This window comes from Synechococcus sp. CBW1002, assembly GCF_015840915.1.
In the GTDB taxonomy this organism is placed as follows: domain Bacteria; phylum Cyanobacteriota; class Cyanobacteriia; order PCC-6307; family Cyanobiaceae; genus CBW1002.
In genome coordinates this window covers 2094642-2110143 of the sequence record NZ_CP060398.1, presented here as the reverse complement: position 1 = coordinate 2110143, position 15502 = coordinate 2094642, and the positions used below count along the sequence as shown (strand labels likewise).

At 65.4% G+C, this 15502-nt stretch carries 20 protein-coding genes and 1 pseudogene; 14 read left to right on the top strand and 7 right to left on the bottom strand.

What is annotated here, in order from left to right:
* Nucleotides 1-12 precede the first annotated feature (12 nt).
* From sppA to H8F24_RS10180, 10 genes are all read left to right on the top strand, one after another.
* Nucleotides 13-825: a signal peptide peptidase SppA gene (gene sppA, locus H8F24_RS10225; RefSeq protein WP_197169623.1), complete on the top strand. Its 813-nt coding sequence runs from the start codon at nucleotides 13-15 to the stop codon at nucleotides 823-825.
* Complete coding sequence (gene aroH / locus H8F24_RS10220; protein WP_197153801.1) at nucleotides 822-1205, top strand: chorismate mutase; 384 nt, start codon at nucleotides 822-824, stop codon at nucleotides 1203-1205. Before sppA ends, aroH begins: the two co-directional genes overlap by 4 nt.
* 266 nt (nucleotides 1206-1471) lie before the next feature.
* Entirely contained in the window at nucleotides 1472-2032 is a 561-nt protein-coding gene (locus tag H8F24_RS10215; protein ID WP_370594738.1) for a DUF2808 domain-containing protein, read from the top strand.
* A gap of 74 nt (nucleotides 2033-2106) precedes the next feature.
* Nucleotides 2107-2244, top strand: a complete 138-nt coding sequence (gene rpmH / locus H8F24_RS10210; RefSeq protein ID WP_197169622.1) for a 50S ribosomal protein L34 — start codon at nucleotides 2107-2109, stop codon at nucleotides 2242-2244.
* Between the two features lie 34 nt (nucleotides 2245-2278).
* On the top strand, nucleotides 2279-2662 hold the full coding sequence (rnpA, locus tag H8F24_RS10205; RefSeq protein WP_197169621.1) for a ribonuclease P protein component: 384 nt from the start codon (nucleotides 2279-2281) through the stop codon (nucleotides 2660-2662).
* On the top strand, nucleotides 2659-3177 hold the full coding sequence (locus H8F24_RS10200) for a PH domain-containing protein (RefSeq protein ID WP_197153798.1): 519 nt from the start codon (nucleotides 2659-2661) through the stop codon (nucleotides 3175-3177). The genes rnpA and H8F24_RS10200 overlap by 4 nt, the downstream gene beginning before the upstream one ends.
* 80 nt (nucleotides 3178-3257) lie before the next feature.
* Entirely contained in the window at nucleotides 3258-4394 is a 1137-nt protein-coding gene (gene yidC, locus H8F24_RS10195) for a membrane protein insertase YidC (protein ID WP_197153797.1), read from the top strand.
* Nucleotides 4395-4404: 10 nt separating this feature from the next.
* Entirely contained in the window at nucleotides 4405-4923 is a 519-nt protein-coding gene (locus tag H8F24_RS10190; RefSeq protein ID WP_197153796.1) for a DUF177 domain-containing protein, read from the top strand.
* Between the two features lie 49 nt (nucleotides 4924-4972).
* Complete coding sequence (locus tag H8F24_RS10185) at nucleotides 4973-6490, top strand: AAA family ATPase (protein ID WP_197169620.1); 1518 nt, start codon at nucleotides 4973-4975, stop codon at nucleotides 6488-6490.
* Between the two features lie 101 nt (nucleotides 6491-6591).
* Complete coding sequence (locus H8F24_RS10180; RefSeq protein WP_197153794.1) at nucleotides 6592-6771, top strand: hypothetical protein; 180 nt, start codon at nucleotides 6592-6594, stop codon at nucleotides 6769-6771.
* Here the strand turns inward: H8F24_RS10180 and H8F24_RS10175 are convergent.
* On the bottom strand, nucleotides 6759-8330 hold the full coding sequence (locus tag H8F24_RS10175) for an inorganic phosphate transporter (protein ID WP_197169619.1): 1572 nt from the start codon (nucleotides 8328-8330) through the stop codon (nucleotides 6759-6761). The two genes, H8F24_RS10180 and H8F24_RS10175, sit on opposite strands and share 13 nt — an antisense overlap.
* Before the next feature lie 38 nt (nucleotides 8331-8368).
* A complete protein-coding gene (locus H8F24_RS10170; RefSeq protein ID WP_231597724.1) occupies nucleotides 8369-9094 on the bottom strand; it encodes a DUF47 domain-containing protein in 726 nt (241 codons plus the stop codon).
* A gap of 28 nt (nucleotides 9095-9122) precedes the next feature.
* Between H8F24_RS10170 and H8F24_RS10165 the strand changes: the two genes are divergently transcribed.
* Nucleotides 9123-10415 carry an aminotransferase class V-fold PLP-dependent enzyme gene (locus H8F24_RS10165; RefSeq protein ID WP_197169618.1) on the top strand — a complete coding sequence of 431 codons (1293 nt, stop codon included), beginning with the start codon at nucleotides 9123-9125 and terminating at the stop codon, nucleotides 10413-10415.
* 44 nt (nucleotides 10416-10459) lie between these two features.
* Here H8F24_RS10165 and H8F24_RS10160 read toward each other — a convergent pair.
* Nucleotides 10460-10645: pseudogene (locus tag H8F24_RS10160) on the bottom strand (aquaporin); the annotation flags it as partial.
* A 78-nt stretch (nucleotides 10646-10723) separates the two neighbouring features.
* On the opposite strand from H8F24_RS10160, the gene H8F24_RS19460 reads away from it, so the two are divergent.
* Nucleotides 10724-11011 (top strand): transposase, encoded by a 288-nt coding sequence (locus H8F24_RS19460; protein ID WP_231597691.1) that lies wholly within the window; start codon nucleotides 10724-10726, stop codon nucleotides 11009-11011.
* A gap of 10 nt (nucleotides 11012-11021) precedes the next feature.
* Nucleotides 11022-11894 (top strand): IS3 family transposase, encoded by an 873-nt coding sequence (locus H8F24_RS10155; protein WP_231598222.1) that lies wholly within the window; start codon nucleotides 11022-11024, stop codon nucleotides 11892-11894.
* On the opposite strand, the gene aqpZ is transcribed toward H8F24_RS10155, so the two are convergent.
* The 4 genes from aqpZ to yidD all read right to left on the bottom strand — a co-directional run bounded on the left by aqpZ (nucleotide 11825) and on the right by yidD (nucleotide 14676).
* Nucleotides 11825-12499: an aquaporin Z gene (gene aqpZ, locus H8F24_RS10150; RefSeq protein WP_197169617.1), complete on the bottom strand. Its 675-nt coding sequence runs from the start codon at nucleotides 12497-12499 to the stop codon at nucleotides 11825-11827. The genes H8F24_RS10155 and aqpZ overlap by 70 nt on opposite strands.
* 77 nt (nucleotides 12500-12576) lie before the next feature.
* Entirely contained in the window at nucleotides 12577-14091 is a 1515-nt protein-coding gene (locus H8F24_RS10145) for a UDP-N-acetylmuramoyl-L-alanyl-D-glutamate--2,6-diaminopimelate ligase (RefSeq protein WP_197169616.1), read from the bottom strand.
* A 32-nt stretch (nucleotides 14092-14123) separates the two neighbouring features.
* A complete protein-coding gene (locus H8F24_RS10140; protein WP_197153789.1) occupies nucleotides 14124-14396 on the bottom strand; it encodes a glutaredoxin family protein in 273 nt (90 codons plus the stop codon).
* A 28-nt stretch (nucleotides 14397-14424) separates the two neighbouring features.
* The gene (gene yidD / locus H8F24_RS10135; RefSeq protein WP_197172206.1) at nucleotides 14425-14676 is read right to left on the bottom strand and encodes a membrane protein insertion efficiency factor YidD; all 252 of its coding nucleotides are present in this window, start codon (nucleotides 14674-14676) and stop codon (nucleotides 14425-14427) included.
* Nucleotides 14677-14865: 189 nt separating this feature from the next.
* Between yidD and rpsD the strand changes: the two genes are divergently transcribed.
* Nucleotides 14866-15474, top strand: a complete 609-nt coding sequence (rpsD, locus tag H8F24_RS10130) for a 30S ribosomal protein S4 (RefSeq protein WP_197153788.1) — start codon at nucleotides 14866-14868, stop codon at nucleotides 15472-15474.
* Nucleotides 15475-15502: the final 28 nt, after the last annotated feature.

The window sequence follows — 15502 nt, the reverse complement described above, 5'->3', positions numbered from 1 at the left end:
CACACCGCTCAGATGGTCTGGCCCTGGCGCCGCAAAGCACGTCGCACCATGGCACGCATCGCCATCGAGGGGCCGATCGCCGGACCCACCCGCCAGCGGGTGCTGAAGGCCCTGCGACAGGTGGAGGAGCGCGAATGCCCGGCCCTGCTGCTTCGCATCGACAGCCCCGGTGGCACCGTGGGCGACAGCCAGGAGATCCATGCCGCGATCCGGCGCCTGCGCGACAAGGGGTGTCGGGTGGTGGCCAGCTTCGGCAACATCTCCGCCTCCGGCGGGGTCTACGTGGGCGTCGCTGCCGAGGCGATCGTGGCCAACCCCGGCACGATCACCGGTTCGATCGGTGTGATCCTGCGAGGCAACAACCTCTCCCGCCTGCTGGAGCGGATCGGGATCCAGTTCGAGACCGTCAAAAGCGGCTTGTTCAAGGACATCCTGTCGCCGGATCGGGCCCTCACGGAGCCCGAACGCCAGCTGCTGCAGGAGTTGATCGACTCCAGCTACGGCCAGTTCGTGGCCGCCGTGGCCGAAGGGCGTGGCCTCAGCGAGGAGGCGGTGCGCAGCTTCGCCGACGGCCGGGTCTTCACCGGCGCCCAGGCCCTGGCCCTCGGCCTGGTGGATGCTCTGGGAGATGAAGAGGTGGCCCGGATCAAGGCCGCCGAGCTGGCGGATCTCGATCCGCAGAAGACCCGGCCGATCACCTTCGGCAAAGCGCCCAAGGGCCTGGCCAGCCTGATCCCGGGCCGTGCCCTGCTGCAGCGGCTCGGTGAGCTCGTGAGCCTCGAGTTGGCCTGGAGCGGCCAACCCCTGTGGCTGTATCGCCCATGACGGCAGCCGTGCAACTGCGGGCCCTGCGCGGCGCCACCACCGCCACAGCCAACACCGCCGAGGCCATTGGTGCGGCCGTGATCGAACTGATCGATGCCCTTGTGGAGCACAACCGCCTTGAGGGGCCAAGGGTGCTCTCGATCACCTTTTCGGTGACGGCGGACCTCGACGCCTGCTTCCCCGCCGCCTACGCACGCCGGCGTGAGGGCTGGGAGCATGTGGCCCTGCTGGATTGTCAGCAGATGGCCGTACGTGGCGATCTGCCGCGCTGCATCCGCCTGCTGGCCCACGCCTGGATGGACGGCACCCTGGCACCGGTTCATCCCTATCTGCGCGAGGCGGTCAGGTTGCGGCCCGACCGGGCGGTCGGGGCCATGTGAGTTGCATCTGGTCACACCTTCCACCTCCATCGCCGACCACCACAGGCGCCGCGTGCCGATCGGCTCTGCCGAGAATCAGGCGACTCCCCCACACCCCAATCTCTGTCATGTCACGTCCTCGGAGCCTCCTGGCCCTGGCGGCTTCCGCCGGCCGCGCCCTCAACCCCCTTTCGTTGCGTCGTTCACACCGCAGCTCCCTACCCCTACCCCTGTCAACTTCACAGACAGCCTCCGCCATTGGCCGACCCCTCAGGGATCGACCTGCCTTGGCCCACCTGGCACTGGGAGGCCTGGCCCTGGGTGGACTTCTGACCACCGTTCTCACCCCGCAGCCTCCTGCCCTGGCCCAGGGAACCCCAAGCCTGATGGAGTTCCGCTGGGAGAACAACCGCGATTATCGCAAGCTCTATTACTTCATCACCGAAACAAGCCGTCTCAAACGCTCGGAGTATTACCTGCTGTTGCGGCCCAAAGACCGCAAAACAGCAATCCTGAAGCTGAGCATCTCAGTTCCCGATCACTTTGACGTCAAGATCGATCCCAAGCGCGTCAAACTCTGCGAGATGAAAGAGGGTGGCATGCTGTCGCGAACCCGCTGCGAGAAGGAGATTCCTGCCACGATTGAAATCTCTGAGAACGGCAAGGCGATTGAGATCTTCCCGGATACCCCAGTCTCTGATCAGGGCACGATCGGGGTGTACATGAACATCTTCAATCCCTACAACATCGGCATGTACCAGTTCAACGCTCTCGCCCAGGCGCCTGGGGACGTGCCGATCTCTGGCTACCTCGGCAGCTGGCTGATCCAGATCGACCCCACCAACTGAGGCTGGAGTCGGAGCCTTGGGGCCGTTTGATAAGTTGGCGGATCGACGTGATCCAGAGGAGCTGATCGGCTGCCATGACCAAGCGCACTCTCGAAGGCACCAGCCGTAAGCGCAAGCGGGTCTCAGGCTTCCGGGCACGGATGCGCAGCCACACCGGCCGCCGCGTGATCCGCACCCGCCGCCGCCGCGGCCGCGCCCGCCTGGCGGTCTGAACCCCGGCCTTCGCCGGCTGGATCAACCGCTCTGATGGCCCTGCCCTACCAGCATCGTCTCAAAGGGCACCGCGCCTTCGATCTCCTGTACCAGAAGGGCCGAAAATTTCATGGCCCTTTTTTGCTGCTCCGCCTGATCGAAGCCAGGCCGGAACTGCTGCCTCCTCCCCAGCGCCTGGCACCTCCATCTGCCTGGCGCTGTGGTGTTGTCGTGAGCAGCAAGGTGAGCAAACGGGCCGTGCGGCGCAATCGGATCCGGCGTCTGCTGCATCGCCAACTGCTGGATGCTCTCGCCCCAGCGTCGCAGCGCAGCCTCTGGTTACTGCTCAGCGTCAAGCCGGGCAGTGCTGAGCGGCCGGGGGAGCTCCTGCTGGGAGAATGCCGTGAGCTGTTGCTGAAGGCAGGCCTCACCGCATGACGGCAGACGACAAGACTTCCGCCTCCCCGGCCTCCGCTCAGGTGGCCTCTGCACCAGCCGCTGCAGCGGCCAAGCCCGCCACGCCTGGCACCACGATCGAGGAATCCGTTTTTTATGAAGGCGGGCCCGCCCGGGGCGACCTGGTCGTGAACCTCCTGTTCGGCCTCACCCTGATCGGCCTGCCGTTCGCCGTTGGAGCCGTTGTGCGCGCCCTCTGGCTGCGTTACCGCATCACCAGCCGCAGGATCTCCGTGAGCGGAGGCTGGCTGGGGCGCGATCGCACCCAGGTGGTCTACAGCCAGATCCGTGAGGTTCGCTGCGTTGCCCGTGGCCTCGGCTTCTGGGGCGACATGGTGCTGGTGCTCACCGATGGCTCCAAGCTGGAAATGCGCTCGGTGCCGCGCTACCGCGAGGTGGAGGCCTACATCGAGGAGCGGCGCCAGGCCAAGGGAGGCGGCAGCAGGAAACCGGCCACCAGCCAGGGCTTCGGCGGCGGTGATGCCCTGAGCGCCTAGTCACGTCCCACCCCGGCCATCCGGTCCAGCTTTCGGGCACACTGAGCCCTCTGTCCCGTCACCCCCCAGCCACCCCCGCCGTGATCGGCTACATCTCCGACAACCTGCTCCTCCCGATCCTCGATTTCTTCTACGGATTGGTGCCGAGCTATGGCCTGGCCATCATTGCCCTCACGGTGGTCATCCGCCTGGCCCTCTTCCCCCTCAGTGCAGGCTCGATCCGCAATGCCCGGCGCATGCGCATCGCCCAGCCGGTGATGCAGAAGCGGCAGGCCGAGATCAAGAGCCGCCACGCCAGCAACCCCCAGAAGCAGCAGGAGGAGCTGGGCAAGCTGATGAAGGAGTTCGGCAGCCCCCTGGCGGGTTGTCTGCCCCTGCTGGTGCAGATGCCGATCCTGTTCGCTCTGTTCGCCACCCTGCGGGGCTCACCGTTTGCAGACGTTCCCTACACGATCAACCTCAAAGTTCTTCCGGCCGACCAGATCGCGGCGGTGGAACCCAAGCCGTTCAACAGCGCCAGCCATTCGATCTTCGTCACCTCCACCAGCCATGTGCCGGTGATCGCCAGCCTCGAGGGTGGCAATCGCCTCGGGGTGGGCGACACCGCAATGGTGCAGCTCCATACCAAGACCGGTGAGAGCTTCGCCTCGGTGCTTTCAGGCGTGGAGAACGGTGAGGCCTTCTCCCCCAGCTGGAGCGTGACCAAAGGTGAGGGGGTGGTGCAGGTGGGTCCGGACGGCACCATCAAGGCCCTCAGCGAAGGCGATGCGGTGGTCGAGGCCAAGATCCCTGGCCTGGCGGCCCGCAGCGGCTTCCTGTTCATCAAGGCGCTTGGCCAGGTGGGCTTCTACACCGATGGCAGCGTCAACTGGGATATCGCCATTCTGGTGGGGGCCTTCGGCGCTTCCCTGTTCATCTCCCAGATCCTCTCGGGCATGGGGATGCCCCCCAACCCACAGCAGGCCACGGCCAACAAGATCACTCCGGTGATGATCACGGCGATGTTCCTGTTCTTCCCGCTGCCGGCTGGGGTGCTGCTCTACATGGTGGTGGCGAACGTGTTCCAGGCCCTGCAGACCTACCTGCTCACCCGTGAGGCCCTTCCTGACAACCTGCAGGCGATCCTTGATCAGCAGCTCAGCCAGCAGACCGTGACTGCCACGGCCACGGCCGGAGGTGCTGGCCGGCTTCCCTTCGAGCCCAAGGGCAAGAAGTGAGGCCAGGCTGATGCGAGCCGCTGCCCAGATCAGTTCTGGTGACCCGCTGCAGCCCGTAGCAGTTGCCGACCTGAAGTTGCTCGAGTCCGGCCGCAGCTGGCGGGTTGATCAACACATCGCCGATCTGGACAGCCTCACCCCCGTTCGCGGCGTCGTCTCGGCTGTCCATCGCGGCAACGTGCTGCAGGTCGAGGGGGAGGTGGAGACGATCGTGACCCTCTGCTGCGACCGCTGCCTGCAGCACTTCAACCATCCGCTGCAGGCATCCACCCAGGAATTGCTCTGGCTGGGCGAGACATCTCCCGAGGACAGCGAGGTTCTGGAACTCGATCCCGACGATCTGGGTGAACAGCTCGATCCTCGCGGCAGCTTTGATCCGGAGCGATGGGTCTTCGAGCAGTTGCACCTGCGCCTGCCCTTGGTCAATCACTGCGGCACCGCCTGTCCGGGTCCCCCGCATTTGGGAGATGGTGATCGCACCGTCGATCCCCGCTGGGCAGCCCTGCAGGGGATTCAGCCTCCTGAATGAGGACCCGCCTCGCACCCTTCTGCCTGGATTCGACACCATCTCCGGCCCCATGCCCCCCACCCTGGTCGACCAGCTGGATCTACTGATCCGGGCCCGCACTCCCATCCTCTGGATCCGCAGCCTTGAGGAGGAGCGGGTCGTGGCCTTGCTGGGGCAGGTGGCCGATCTCCTGGGCGGGCGCACCCTGCTGGAGTGGGATTTCATCGGCGGCCTCAGCGGGGCTCCCAACCGCCTCGGTGAAGCAGCTCGCAATCCGATGGCGGCGCTCGATGCCCTCTCCGGCCTTGCACCGGAACAGGGGGCCATCCTGTTGCTCAAGGACTTTCACCGCTACGCCGAGGACGCGGGCATCTGCCGGCGGCTACGCAACCTGGCCAGCCAGCTGCGCCAGGTTCCCCAGACCCTGGTGATCAGCGCCCCGGACTGGACCTTGCCTCGGGAGCTGGAGGACAGCATCACGGTGCTGGATCTGCCCCTGCCCGATGCCGCCGAGATTTCGCGATTGCTCGGCTCGATCGCCCGAGCCAGCGGCGCGCCCCTGGCATCTGAGGTGCTCGAGCAACTCACCGCCGCCTGCCATGGCCTCAGTGAACAGCGGGTGCGGCAGCTGGCCGCCCGTGCCCTGGCCCGCCGCGGCCAGCTCGGCCTGGACGACCTGAACGAGGTGCTGGAGGAGAAGCGGCAGGCGATCGCCCGCAGCGCCCTGCTGGAGTACTGCCCCACCGAGGCCACCCCGGCCGATATCGGCGGACTGGATGCCCTCAAACGCTGGCTGGAGCAACGCCGCAGCGCCTTCGGCGAGCAGGCGCAGCGCTATGGGCTGCCCCTGCCGCGTGGGGTGTTGCTGGTGGGTCCGCAGGGCACGGGCAAATCCCTCACCGCCAAGGCGATCGCCCACGGCTGGAGCATGCCGCTGCTGCGCCTCGATGTGGGACGGCTGTTCGCCGGACTGGTGGGTGCCAGCGAGGCACGCACCCGCGAGATGATTCAGCGGGCCGAGGCGATGGCTCCCTGCGTGCTCTGGATCGATGAGATCGACAAGGGCTTCGGCGGCGACGGCCGCAGCGACGGCGGTACCAGCCAGAGGGTTCTGGCCAGCCTGCTGACCTGGATGGCCGAAAAGACCAGTGCGGTGTTCGTCGTGGCCACCGCCAACGCGGTGGAACGGTTGCCGGGCGAACTGCTGCGCAAGGGCCGCTTCGATGAGATCTTCCTGCTGGATCTGCCCAGCCGCAGTGAACGACGGGCGATCCTCGATCTGCAGCTGCGCCGCCGTCGGCCGGATCACGCCATTGCCATGGAGGTGGTGGTGGATCGCACGGCTGGCTTTTCCGGTGCCGAGCTCGAGCAGACGGTGATCGAGGCGATGCATCTGGCCTTCGGTGAACAGCGGGATTTCGGTGAATCCGACCTGATCGCCGCCGCCTCCCAGGTGGTGCCGCTGTCACGAACCGCCCGGGAGCAACTGGAGCAGCTGAAGCAGTGGGCCAGCGCTGGGCGGGCCAGGCCTGCCTCGCTGGGGGCAGAGGCTGGCAGCCCCTTCGCAACAAAACCGCAACAGGAATGATTGCGGGGGGTAACGAACCCCGACACCCGGTAACAAGCGCAGCCTGGAGCCCGGGTTGCCCTGGTTGGGGCCCCTACGGTCTGCCCAACCACAGGTTCGCCGTGATTCCCAGCCCCACCCCCCGCCCCCGCAGCGAAGTCGTCACTCAGCTGGCCGTGGCCTGCCTCGGCGCCGGTGTGGTGACCAGTGTGGCGGTGGCCCAGGGCCAGAATCCGCTCACGGCGCTGGGGATCACCCTGTTCTCGGCCGTGGCCGCCGTGATGCTGGGTCAGGTGCTCTGACCAGTCCCGCCGGTCGGACCGGTGTCGTTGGTTTGGACCCCAGGGCTGTTACGGGTCGTTGACGCACGCTGCAGAAAGGCACGTTCCACGTAGCCCAGCTGCCTCTCCAGCGTCACGGTCTGAGCCTGAGGGGTCCCATGCGCATCACCGATGGCAGGCTTCCAGGCCGAGCTTTCGTTGGCCAAAGCAGCCCGAAGTTGCCAACGGTGGCGGAAGCTGCGGCCTGCCAGCCGCCGCACAGCCTTGATCTGCTCGTCACTGAGCCGCTGGTGATCCAGGTGTCGAATCGCGGCACTGTCGATGTGGATGGGCGTGAGTTCGGCGCTGGCCAGAACGGCTGCCTCATCAGTAGGCGGCAAGACGGTTTGCTGCCGCAGAGCACGGCGGAAGGTCACGGCTCCGACGACAGGCTTGCTCTGAAGCCGCAAATTCGCGGTGGGAACCCCACGGGCCGCCAGATGCTCGATCACGGGGGCGCTCAACTGATAGCGAACCTCCTGGTAGACCTGCTGGCTGAAGACGTTCTGCACCACAAACAGCAGGATGAAGCCAACCAGGGCAGCGATCAGGGGCGTGGTGATCCAACCCGAGGCGATGCGCAGCAACACCATCCATCGAATCTGACGCACGCCCCTCAACCCCTGCAGCAGACCGATGCCGATCACGGCCCCCACCACCGCCTGGGAGCTGGACACCGGGATCAGAGGGATTGGAGGCAGGCCGAGGCTCACCACGAAGTGCGACAGCGGGGCTGACGAGAACACGAACAGAACCAGGGAGTTAGCGACCACCACCACCAGGGCCCCCAGCGGTGACAGGGTCATGAGGCTGCCGCCAACGGTGGTCATCACCCGGCGGGAATAGGTATAAACCCCAACAGCAATGGCGATCGCACCCAGGAAAAACAATTGCTGCGTTCCTGAGACCTGGTAGCCCCCAGCCAGGCTGAGACTGCTGAAGGGAGAGGCATCGAGAAAGACCCCCATCACATTGCCGATGTTGTTGGCCCCGAGGCTGTAGGAGCCAAACATTCCGGCCAGAATCAATCCGGTGCGCACATCCGCATCCAGCCGCAGCAGGTGTGGCCGCCGAAACCGGATGAATCGCACCGTGAAGGAATAGAGGGCGGCAGAGAAGATGCCGGCAAGAACTGGGCAGAACACCCAGGTTCCAAAGATTCGGGCCAGTTGATCAGTGTCGGTGATCGATCCGCTGAAGACGTTCCAACCGATGATCGCCCCCACCACCGCCTGGGTCGTGGAGACCGGCAGCCCCAGTTGCGTCATCCAGAAAACCGTGATCGCTGCCGCCAGAGCCGTGGTGAAGGAGCCCGGCAGAGCATTCACCGCTCCCAGCTCGCCAAGTCCCTGACTGGCGGCAGCGCCGGCGGTGACGGCGCCAATGATCACGAAGACGCTGCAGAGAAAAGCGGCCGTGGAAAAACGCACCATGCGACTGCCCACCGCCGAACCGAAGACATTGGAGGCATCGTTGGCACCCAGGGACCAGCCGAGAAACAGGCCGCTGGAGAGAAAAACCAGGCTGGAAATCAGATCCATGACGCACCGATGATGAGACTCTGCCAGCAAGACATTCCTTAGAGGGCCCGCTTGATCGCATAAATCGATAGTTCATCACTGACATCCTCTGCCAGGTCGGCAATGCCATCAATGGCATCGACCGCATCGCGTACATGCAGCTTCTGGACCAGGGAAAGGCTAGAGGAGAAAATCATTCGCTTCAGCCTGATTGCCGACCGGTCGGCTTCAGATTCGTAAACACGAATCTCGTAGATGTGGTCGCGAACTGCCGATGGATTTCGGAAGAATGCGCGTGCCGCCATGATGGCGGCCTGAACACTCTTGGTGACTACAGCCAGAAGATTCTTGAGCTCTTGAAGGAATTCCACTGCCCCCTTGTCGACCGTTGGATACTCAATCATGAACTCCTGGTAGCAATCCACGATCACGTCCAGCAGGCCGTAGAGATCGCTCAACAGGCTCAAGACATCCCCTCTGAAATCGGGGATCAACATTTCGCTGTAGAGCGTGCCCACAACGGATCGGCGGATCTCGTTGCAGCGGGCCTTCAGGTCATTCATCTGCTGAAGCTTTTCATCGCAGGCGTCGTTGACGCCCCGCTCCACCAGCAATAGCAAACCCGACTCGAAGTAAATCACACCTTCGGATAATTTATCGAGAAATTCATCAATCTTTCCCTCGAGGAATCTGGTCTTGCCGAACAGCTGCGGTGTTTCCTTCGACATGACGGCCCGAGGGTCTGGCGTACTGAAACAAGCGAGAGGTCTGGCCAGCAGCCCCATCTGCCACCAAGTTAGGCAGAGGCCTCTCATGGCCAAGCAGGCTCCACATACCGACACCCCCGTTGCCGTGATCGATCCCATGCCGTTGCGAGCGCAGATGCCTGCCCTCGCCAACAAGACCTACTTCAATTACGGCGGCCAGGGCCCCCTGCCCTCCGCTTCCCTGGAGGCGATCACGGCCGCATGGACCACCATTCAGGAGCTGGGGCCGTTCAGCGGGGCTGTGTGGCCCTACCTGGAGCAGGTCACGACCTCACTCCGGCAGCGGCTGGCCTCCTGGTTCGGGGTGTCGTCCCAGCGGGTGGCCCTCACCGAAAACGTGACCAGCGGCTGCGTGCTGCCGTTGTGGGGGTTGCCCTGGGAGCCGGGTGATGAGCTGCTGATCGGCGATTGTGAACATCCCGGTGTGGTGGCCGCCTGCCGGGAGCTGGCCCGGCGCCAGGGGTTGAGCCTGGCCACCCTGCCTGTGCAATGGGTGCGCAGAACCGCCTGTTCCGGTGATGCCGCCGCTCTGGAGCAGGCGGTGCTGGAGCAGCTGCAGCGCTGCCTGCGACCCCGGACCCGCCTGGTGGTGCTCTCGCACCTGCTCTGGAATACGGGCCAGGTGATGCCGATCGCGGCAGTGGCGGAGCGCCTCGCCGCGCACCCCCGCCGGCCCTGGCTGCTGGTGGATGGGGCCCAGTCGCTGGGAAGTCTGCCCCTGGCGGATGCTGGTGCCGCCAATGGGGCCGCCGCCGCCGATATCTACGGCTGTACCGGCCATAAGTGGTGCTGCGGCCCGGAAGGCCTGGGAGCGGTGGTGCTCTCGGAACGACTGCTGGCAGAGGCTCGCCCCACCTTGATCGGCTGGCGCAGCCTCCGCAACGAAGGCCAGGCCGGCAGCGACTTTCACCGCGACGGCCGCCGCTTCGAAGTGGCAACCTCCTGTACACCACTCATGGCCGGGCTGACGTGCTCCCTGCGGCTGCTGGAGGCCCAGGGCAGTGCGGAGCAGCGACTGGCCCGAATCCAGCACCTGAGCCGGCAGCTCTGGCATGGGTTGGGAACGTTGCCAGGAATTCAGCCCCTGCTCACGGCTCCGCCGCCGGCCGGGCTGGTGAGCTTTCAGCTGGATGCGGCCCAGGCCGGGGCCAGCGGCGGTGATGCCGCCCGTGCCACTGCGTTGGTCAAGGCCCTTGGCCAGAGGGGCGTGTGGATCCGCAGCCTTGATGATCCGATCTGCCTGCGGGCCTGCACCCACATCACCACCACCGAGGCGGAGGTGGAGCTGTTGCTCCATTGCCTCGCGGAGATTTTGGCCGGGGAGGCCAGCGTGAGCTGACCTCCAAACCCTGAAGGTGAGGTCGCGATGGCGCGGCGCGACCCTCAGATGGGCTCCGACGGAATCGTTCCGTCGACGGCGGTCTCGTGGGTGAGCAGGTTGCTGTAGACCCAGCCGGCCAGCAGGGCACCGGCGATCGGGGCCACCCAGAACAGCCACAGCTGACCCAGGGCCTCGCCGCCCACCCAGAGAGCCACACCGGTGCTGCGCGCCGGATTGACCGAGGTGTGAGGTGGTCTGGCTTTTCTGGACAGGCCCCATCGTTAACCTCTGAGGCGGGGTACCGCCCCTGAAAGGGGCTCCCACCGATGAGCAAGCGCCGCACCCACAGCCCCGAGTTCAAGGCCAGGGTCGCCATGGAGGCGATCAGTGGCCGCAAGACGATCCAGGAGATCGCCGCCGACCACGCCATCCACCCGATCCAGGTGAGCCAGTGGAAGCGGCAGCTCCTGGACGGTGCCAGCGAGCTCTTCACCCGAGGCAAGAAGACCAAGGACAAGGAGGAGGGGCAGGCCAAGGAGGCGGAGCTGTTCCAGCAGATCGGACGGCTGCAGATGGAGCTGGAGTGGCTCAAAAAAAAGTCTCAACTGCTCTGATGCCCGTGAACTGCGCAAGCTGGTCGATCACGACCACCCCGAGCTCAGCATCAGCAGGCAGTGTGCGCTGCTGGGGCTGCCTCGATCCACGCTGTACTACCGGCCGACACCGGTCCGTGTATCGACGCTGCGGATCATGGCCAGGATCGATGCTCTCTACCTGGAGGATCCCTGCAGCGGCAGCCGCCGGATGGTGGACTATCTGGCCCAAGATGGTATCCCGATCAGCCGAGATCGAGTGCGAAACCTCATGCGGCGCATGGGATTACGGGCGATCTACCAGAAGCCCCGGACGACGGTTCCAGGTGATCCGTCCGTGCGGTTCCCCTGCCTGGTGGACCTCACGCAGGTCACGTCGGTGGATCAGGTCTGGGCGACCGACATCACCTACATCCCTCTGCAGAAAGGGTTCCTCTATCTGGTGGCGATCATGGATCTCCATTCCAGGCATGTGCTCAGCTGGAGGCTCTCCAACAGCCTTGACACGAAGTTCTGTCTGGAGGCCCTGGAGATGGCCTTGGGAGGCGGCCGTAGGCCAGAGATCTTCCACTCCGATCAAGGCTGTCAGTTCACGTCCGCTGACTTTGTGGCCAGACTCAAAGGGGAGCGGATCCAGATCAGCTGGTCCGGCAGAAAGCGGTGCTACGACAACATCCTTGTTGAACGGCTGTGGAGGACTGTCAAGTACGAGGAGGTCTACCTACGGGCATACAGCGATGGCTGGGACGCTGAAATCAGCCTGGCCCGCTTCCTGTGGCGGTATTGCCATGTAAGACCTCACAGTTCCCTTGGAGGCAAAACTCCCCACGCGGTCTACACTGAGGCCGAACCATGTTCCACCCGTCCTGGGTTAACGATGTCAGGGGCCGGAACTGTCCAATAAAAGGCACCCACCTCAGTGTTGGTGACGGGGATGCTGATCAGGTGGATCAGGGTGAGCGACAGACCGATCGGCAGACCCGCGAAGCCCACGGGGGCGAGCTTGTCGGTGGTGCCGAGGATCACCAGCAGGAAGATGAAGGTGAGCACCACCTCGATCACCAGGGCGGCAACAAAGCCATAGCCACCAGGAGAGTGCGCCCCGAAGCCATTGGTAGCGAGGGGATTGCTGCCGGCCAGCTCAAAGCCGGCACGGCCCGAAGCCACCAGCAGAATCAGGCCGCCGGCGATCACCGCACCGATCACCTGGGCGGCGATGTAGGGCAGCAGCAGAGAGCCGCGGAAGCGACCGCCGGCCCAGAGGCCGAAGCTCACGGCTGGGTTGATGTGGCAGCCGGAGATGTGTCCGATGGCATAGGCCATCGTCAGCAGCGTCAGTCCGAAGGCCAGGGAAACGCCGAGGAATCCCAGCCCCAGGGGATTGGCGGCAGCGTTGTCGTAGGGGAAATTGGCCGCGAGCACCGCACTGCCACAACCGCCGAGCACGAGCCAGAAGGTGCCGATCAGTTCCGCCAGAAACTTCTTCGACACGGGAATGTCTTGGGCCATCAGTGAAGGTATCGCGTTCGCAAGATAGGGAGCGACAGCAGCATTGACCTGCGGACTGTCACAAAGATCAGGTGATCTCAGGACGCCATGGCCCGCAGCGCCTTCTCGGCTTCTTCACGGTCATCGAAGTGGATCTTGGTGGTGCCGAGAATCTGGTAATCCTCGTGGCCCTTGCCCGCGATCAGCACCAGGTCCTGCGGGCCGGCCAGGGCAATGGCGCCAGCGATGGCCCGGGCCCGATCCACCTCCACGTCCATGGACGTGCTGACCGGGATGCCGGCCAGCACGTCCTCAAGGATCGCCTGGGGATTCTCGGTGCGGGGGTTGTCGGAGGTCACCACCACCTGATCGGCCAGGCGAGCCGCGATCGCGCCCATCAGGGGCCGCTTGGTGCGGTCGCGGTCGCCGCCGCAGCCGAACACGCAGATCAGACGGCCGCGACAGAAGGGCCGGCAGGCCAGCAGGGCGCTCTCCAGACCATCGGGGGTGTGGGCGTAGTCCACCAGCACCGCCGGAGCCGGTGGCCCACCGGCCAGGCTCACCCGCTCCATCCGGCCGGGCACTCCGCGGAAGCTTGCCAGCCCCTCCAGCAGCTGCGGCACTGGAATGTTCTGCTGCACCAACACCCCGACCGCCTGCAGCAGATTCATCAGATTGAAGCGGCCCACCAATGGCGAGCGGAAGGCTCCTGATCCCCTGGGCGTCACCAGGGTGCCGCGCACACCGGTGGCGTCCATCACCAGATCGGTGATCGTGAGTTCCATGGTGGGATCCTCGAGGGAGCTGCGCCAGCAGAGATCCCCCCGCTGCTGACGCAGGTGCTGGGCGAGGCGGTGTCCCCAGGGATCATCCACGTTCACCACGGCGCCGCCGGCCAGCAGCGGCTCTTCGAACAGCCGACACTTGGCCGCGAAGTAGGCCTCCATCGAGGCGTGGTAGTCGAGGTGGTCCTGGGTGAGGTTGGTGAACACCGCCCCGGCGAAGCGGCAGCCGCTGACCCGCTCCTGGTCGAGGGCATGGGAACTCACTTCCATGGCGCCGATCCGGGCACCGGCCTCCACGGCCTGGGCCAGCTGGGCCTGGAGCACATCGGCGAACGCCGTGGTGTGCTGCGCCGTCACGCTGTGACCGGGCCAGCGGTTCGCGAGGGTGCCGAACAGGGCCGCCGGCTGACCGGCCTCGCTGGCCAGATGCTCGATCAGATGGGTGGTGGTGGTTTTGCCATTGGTGCCGGTGACCCCGATCAGGGCCAGGCGCTGGCTGGGTTGCTGCCAGAAATCGGCAGCCAGCCGACCGGCCCAGTGGGCGACGGGATCACTCACCACCACCACCGGGTCGTCTTCGCCTGGTGGCCTGGCGACTGCGGCTTCCGGGCCGATCACGGCGGCCACTGCACCGGCGGCCAGGGCCTCGGGCCAGAAGGTTCCGCCATCCACCTGGGCACCGGGCAGTCCCACGAAAAGAGTGCCCGGCTCGACCCGGCGGGAATCGCAATGGATGCCCAGCACCTCGGCGTTGGCACAGGCCGGCGGCACCGCCAGGCCGGCACGAAGCAGCAGCGGGTGGAGCAGCGGATCAGGCAGCGGATGCATCGGCAGCGCCGGAGCTGGAGACGGAAGCCTTTCTAGACGCCTGGACCGGGAAATCCGTTCTCCTGCAACCAAGTCCGGAGACGGGGGCCGGCCAGGCGCGGCGAGACCCGCGGCAACTCGCGCCGCGTGCCGTCCTGCTCGATCGCCAGCACCGGCACCGTCAGGTCGTAGCGGGCCTTGAGGGCGGGATCGCCATCCACATCCAGGCACTGCAGTGGCAGGGCTGGCTGCAGGGCCCGCAACCGCTCTTCCAGGCCTTGGCACAGGCAGCAGTCCTGGCGGGTGTAGAGGATCAGCTCAGCCATGGCTTATGCGGGGGCAGTCGGGAGCGCTTCAGTCGGGAACGGGATCGCAGCCGCAGGGGGTGAAGGGATGGCAACGCAGCAGCCGTCCCGCGGTGAGCCAGCTGCCACGCCAGGGTCCATGACGGCGGATCGCCTCAAGGCCATAGGCGCTGCAGCTGGGGATGAAGCGGCAACGGGGTCCGAGCAGCGGCGAGATCCAACGGCGGTAGAGGCTGATCAGTCCGAGCAGCAGCAGGGTCAGCCAGCGCGTTGCCCAACCACCCTGGCGGGGGGCAGCCAGCGGATCACCGGTTGGGAGCAGGGTCTCCAGCCCCGGGCTCGGGGCCAGACCAAGGGCTTCAGGGCCAACCGATAGGATCGATCGTTGGCGCTCCAAGACAAGGGCCTGCAGGACAGCGTCCAGCTTGCTCCATGACGCGGTCGCCGCTCCCCCTGTCCTGGGGGATTTCCGTCCCACGATCCAACCTTCATGTCTCGCTACCGCGGCCCTCGTCTGAGGATCACGCGGCGCTTGGGAGACCTCCCCGGTCTCACCCGTAAGGCCGCCAAGCGGTCTTATCCCCCCGGTCAGCACGGCCAAGCCCGTCGCAAGCGCTCCGAATACGCCATCCGCCTGGAAGAGAAGCAGAAGCTTCGCTTCAACTACGGCATCTCCGAGCGCCAGCTCGTGCGCTACGTCAAGAAGGCGCGCGCCCAGGAGGGTTCCACAGGAACCAACCTGCTGAAGCTGCTCGAGAACCGCCTTGACAATCTTTGTTTCCGCGTGGGCTTTGGTCCCACGGTGCCTGGTGCCCGCCAGCTGGTGAACCATGGCCACGTGACCGTGAACGGCCGCGTCGTGGATATCCCCAGCTACCAGTGCCGGGCCGGTGATGTGATCGCCATCCGTGAACGCAAGCAGAGCAAGCTCCTGGCTGAAGCCAACCTTGCCTTCCCGGGTCTGTCCAACATTCCCCCCCATCTTGAGTTCGACAAGGCCAAGCTCACCGTCAAGGTGGGTGGCAAGATCGAGCGCGAATGGGTGGCTCTGGAGATCAACGAACTCCTGGTGGTTGAGTTCTACTCCCGCAAAGTCTGAGGTCGCCATCCGGCTGCCTTCAGCAGCT

Excerpts from the sequence above, each read along its gene's own strand:
- rnpA (WP_197169621.1), top strand. The coding sequence starts at position 2,279 with ATGGCCCTGCCCTACCAGCATCGTCTCAAAGGGCACCGCGCCTTCGAT.
- H8F24_RS10170 (WP_231597724.1), bottom strand. The coding sequence starts at position 9,094 with ATGGGGCTGCTGGCCAGACCTCTCGCTTGTTTCAGTACGCCAGACCCT.
- aqpZ (WP_197169617.1), bottom strand. The coding sequence starts at position 12,499 with ATGGCCCAAGACATTCCCGTGTCGAAGAAGTTTCTGGCGGAACTGATC.
- H8F24_RS10185 (WP_197169620.1), top strand. The coding sequence starts at position 4,973 with ATGCCCCCCACCCTGGTCGACCAGCTGGATCTACTGATCCGGGCCCGC.
- H8F24_RS10190 (WP_197153796.1), top strand. The coding sequence starts at position 4,405 with ATGCGAGCCGCTGCCCAGATCAGTTCTGGTGACCCGCTGCAGCCCGTA.
- aroH (WP_197153801.1), top strand. The coding sequence starts at position 822 with ATGACGGCAGCCGTGCAACTGCGGGCCCTGCGCGGCGCCACCACCGCC.
- H8F24_RS10175 (WP_197169619.1), bottom strand. The coding sequence starts at position 8,330 with ATGGATCTGATTTCCAGCCTGGTTTTTCTCTCCAGCGGCCTGTTTCTC.
- H8F24_RS10140 (WP_197153789.1), bottom strand. The coding sequence starts at position 14,396 with ATGGCTGAGCTGATCCTCTACACCCGCCAGGACTGCTGCCTGTGCCAA.
- H8F24_RS19460 (WP_231597691.1), top strand. The coding sequence starts at position 10,724 with ATGAGCAAGCGCCGCACCCACAGCCCCGAGTTCAAGGCCAGGGTCGCC.
- H8F24_RS10145 (WP_197169616.1), bottom strand. The coding sequence starts at position 14,091 with ATGCATCCGCTGCCTGATCCGCTGCTCCACCCGCTGCTGCTTCGTGCC.
- H8F24_RS10165 (WP_197169618.1), top strand. The coding sequence starts at position 9,123 with ATGGCCAAGCAGGCTCCACATACCGACACCCCCGTTGCCGTGATCGAT.
- rpsD (WP_197153788.1), top strand. The coding sequence starts at position 14,866 with ATGTCTCGCTACCGCGGCCCTCGTCTGAGGATCACGCGGCGCTTGGGA.
- sppA (WP_197169623.1), top strand. The coding sequence starts at position 13 with ATGGTCTGGCCCTGGCGCCGCAAAGCACGTCGCACCATGGCACGCATC.
- rpmH (WP_197169622.1), top strand. The coding sequence starts at position 2,107 with ATGACCAAGCGCACTCTCGAAGGCACCAGCCGTAAGCGCAAGCGGGTC.
- H8F24_RS10200 (WP_197153798.1), top strand. The coding sequence starts at position 2,659 with ATGACGGCAGACGACAAGACTTCCGCCTCCCCGGCCTCCGCTCAGGTG.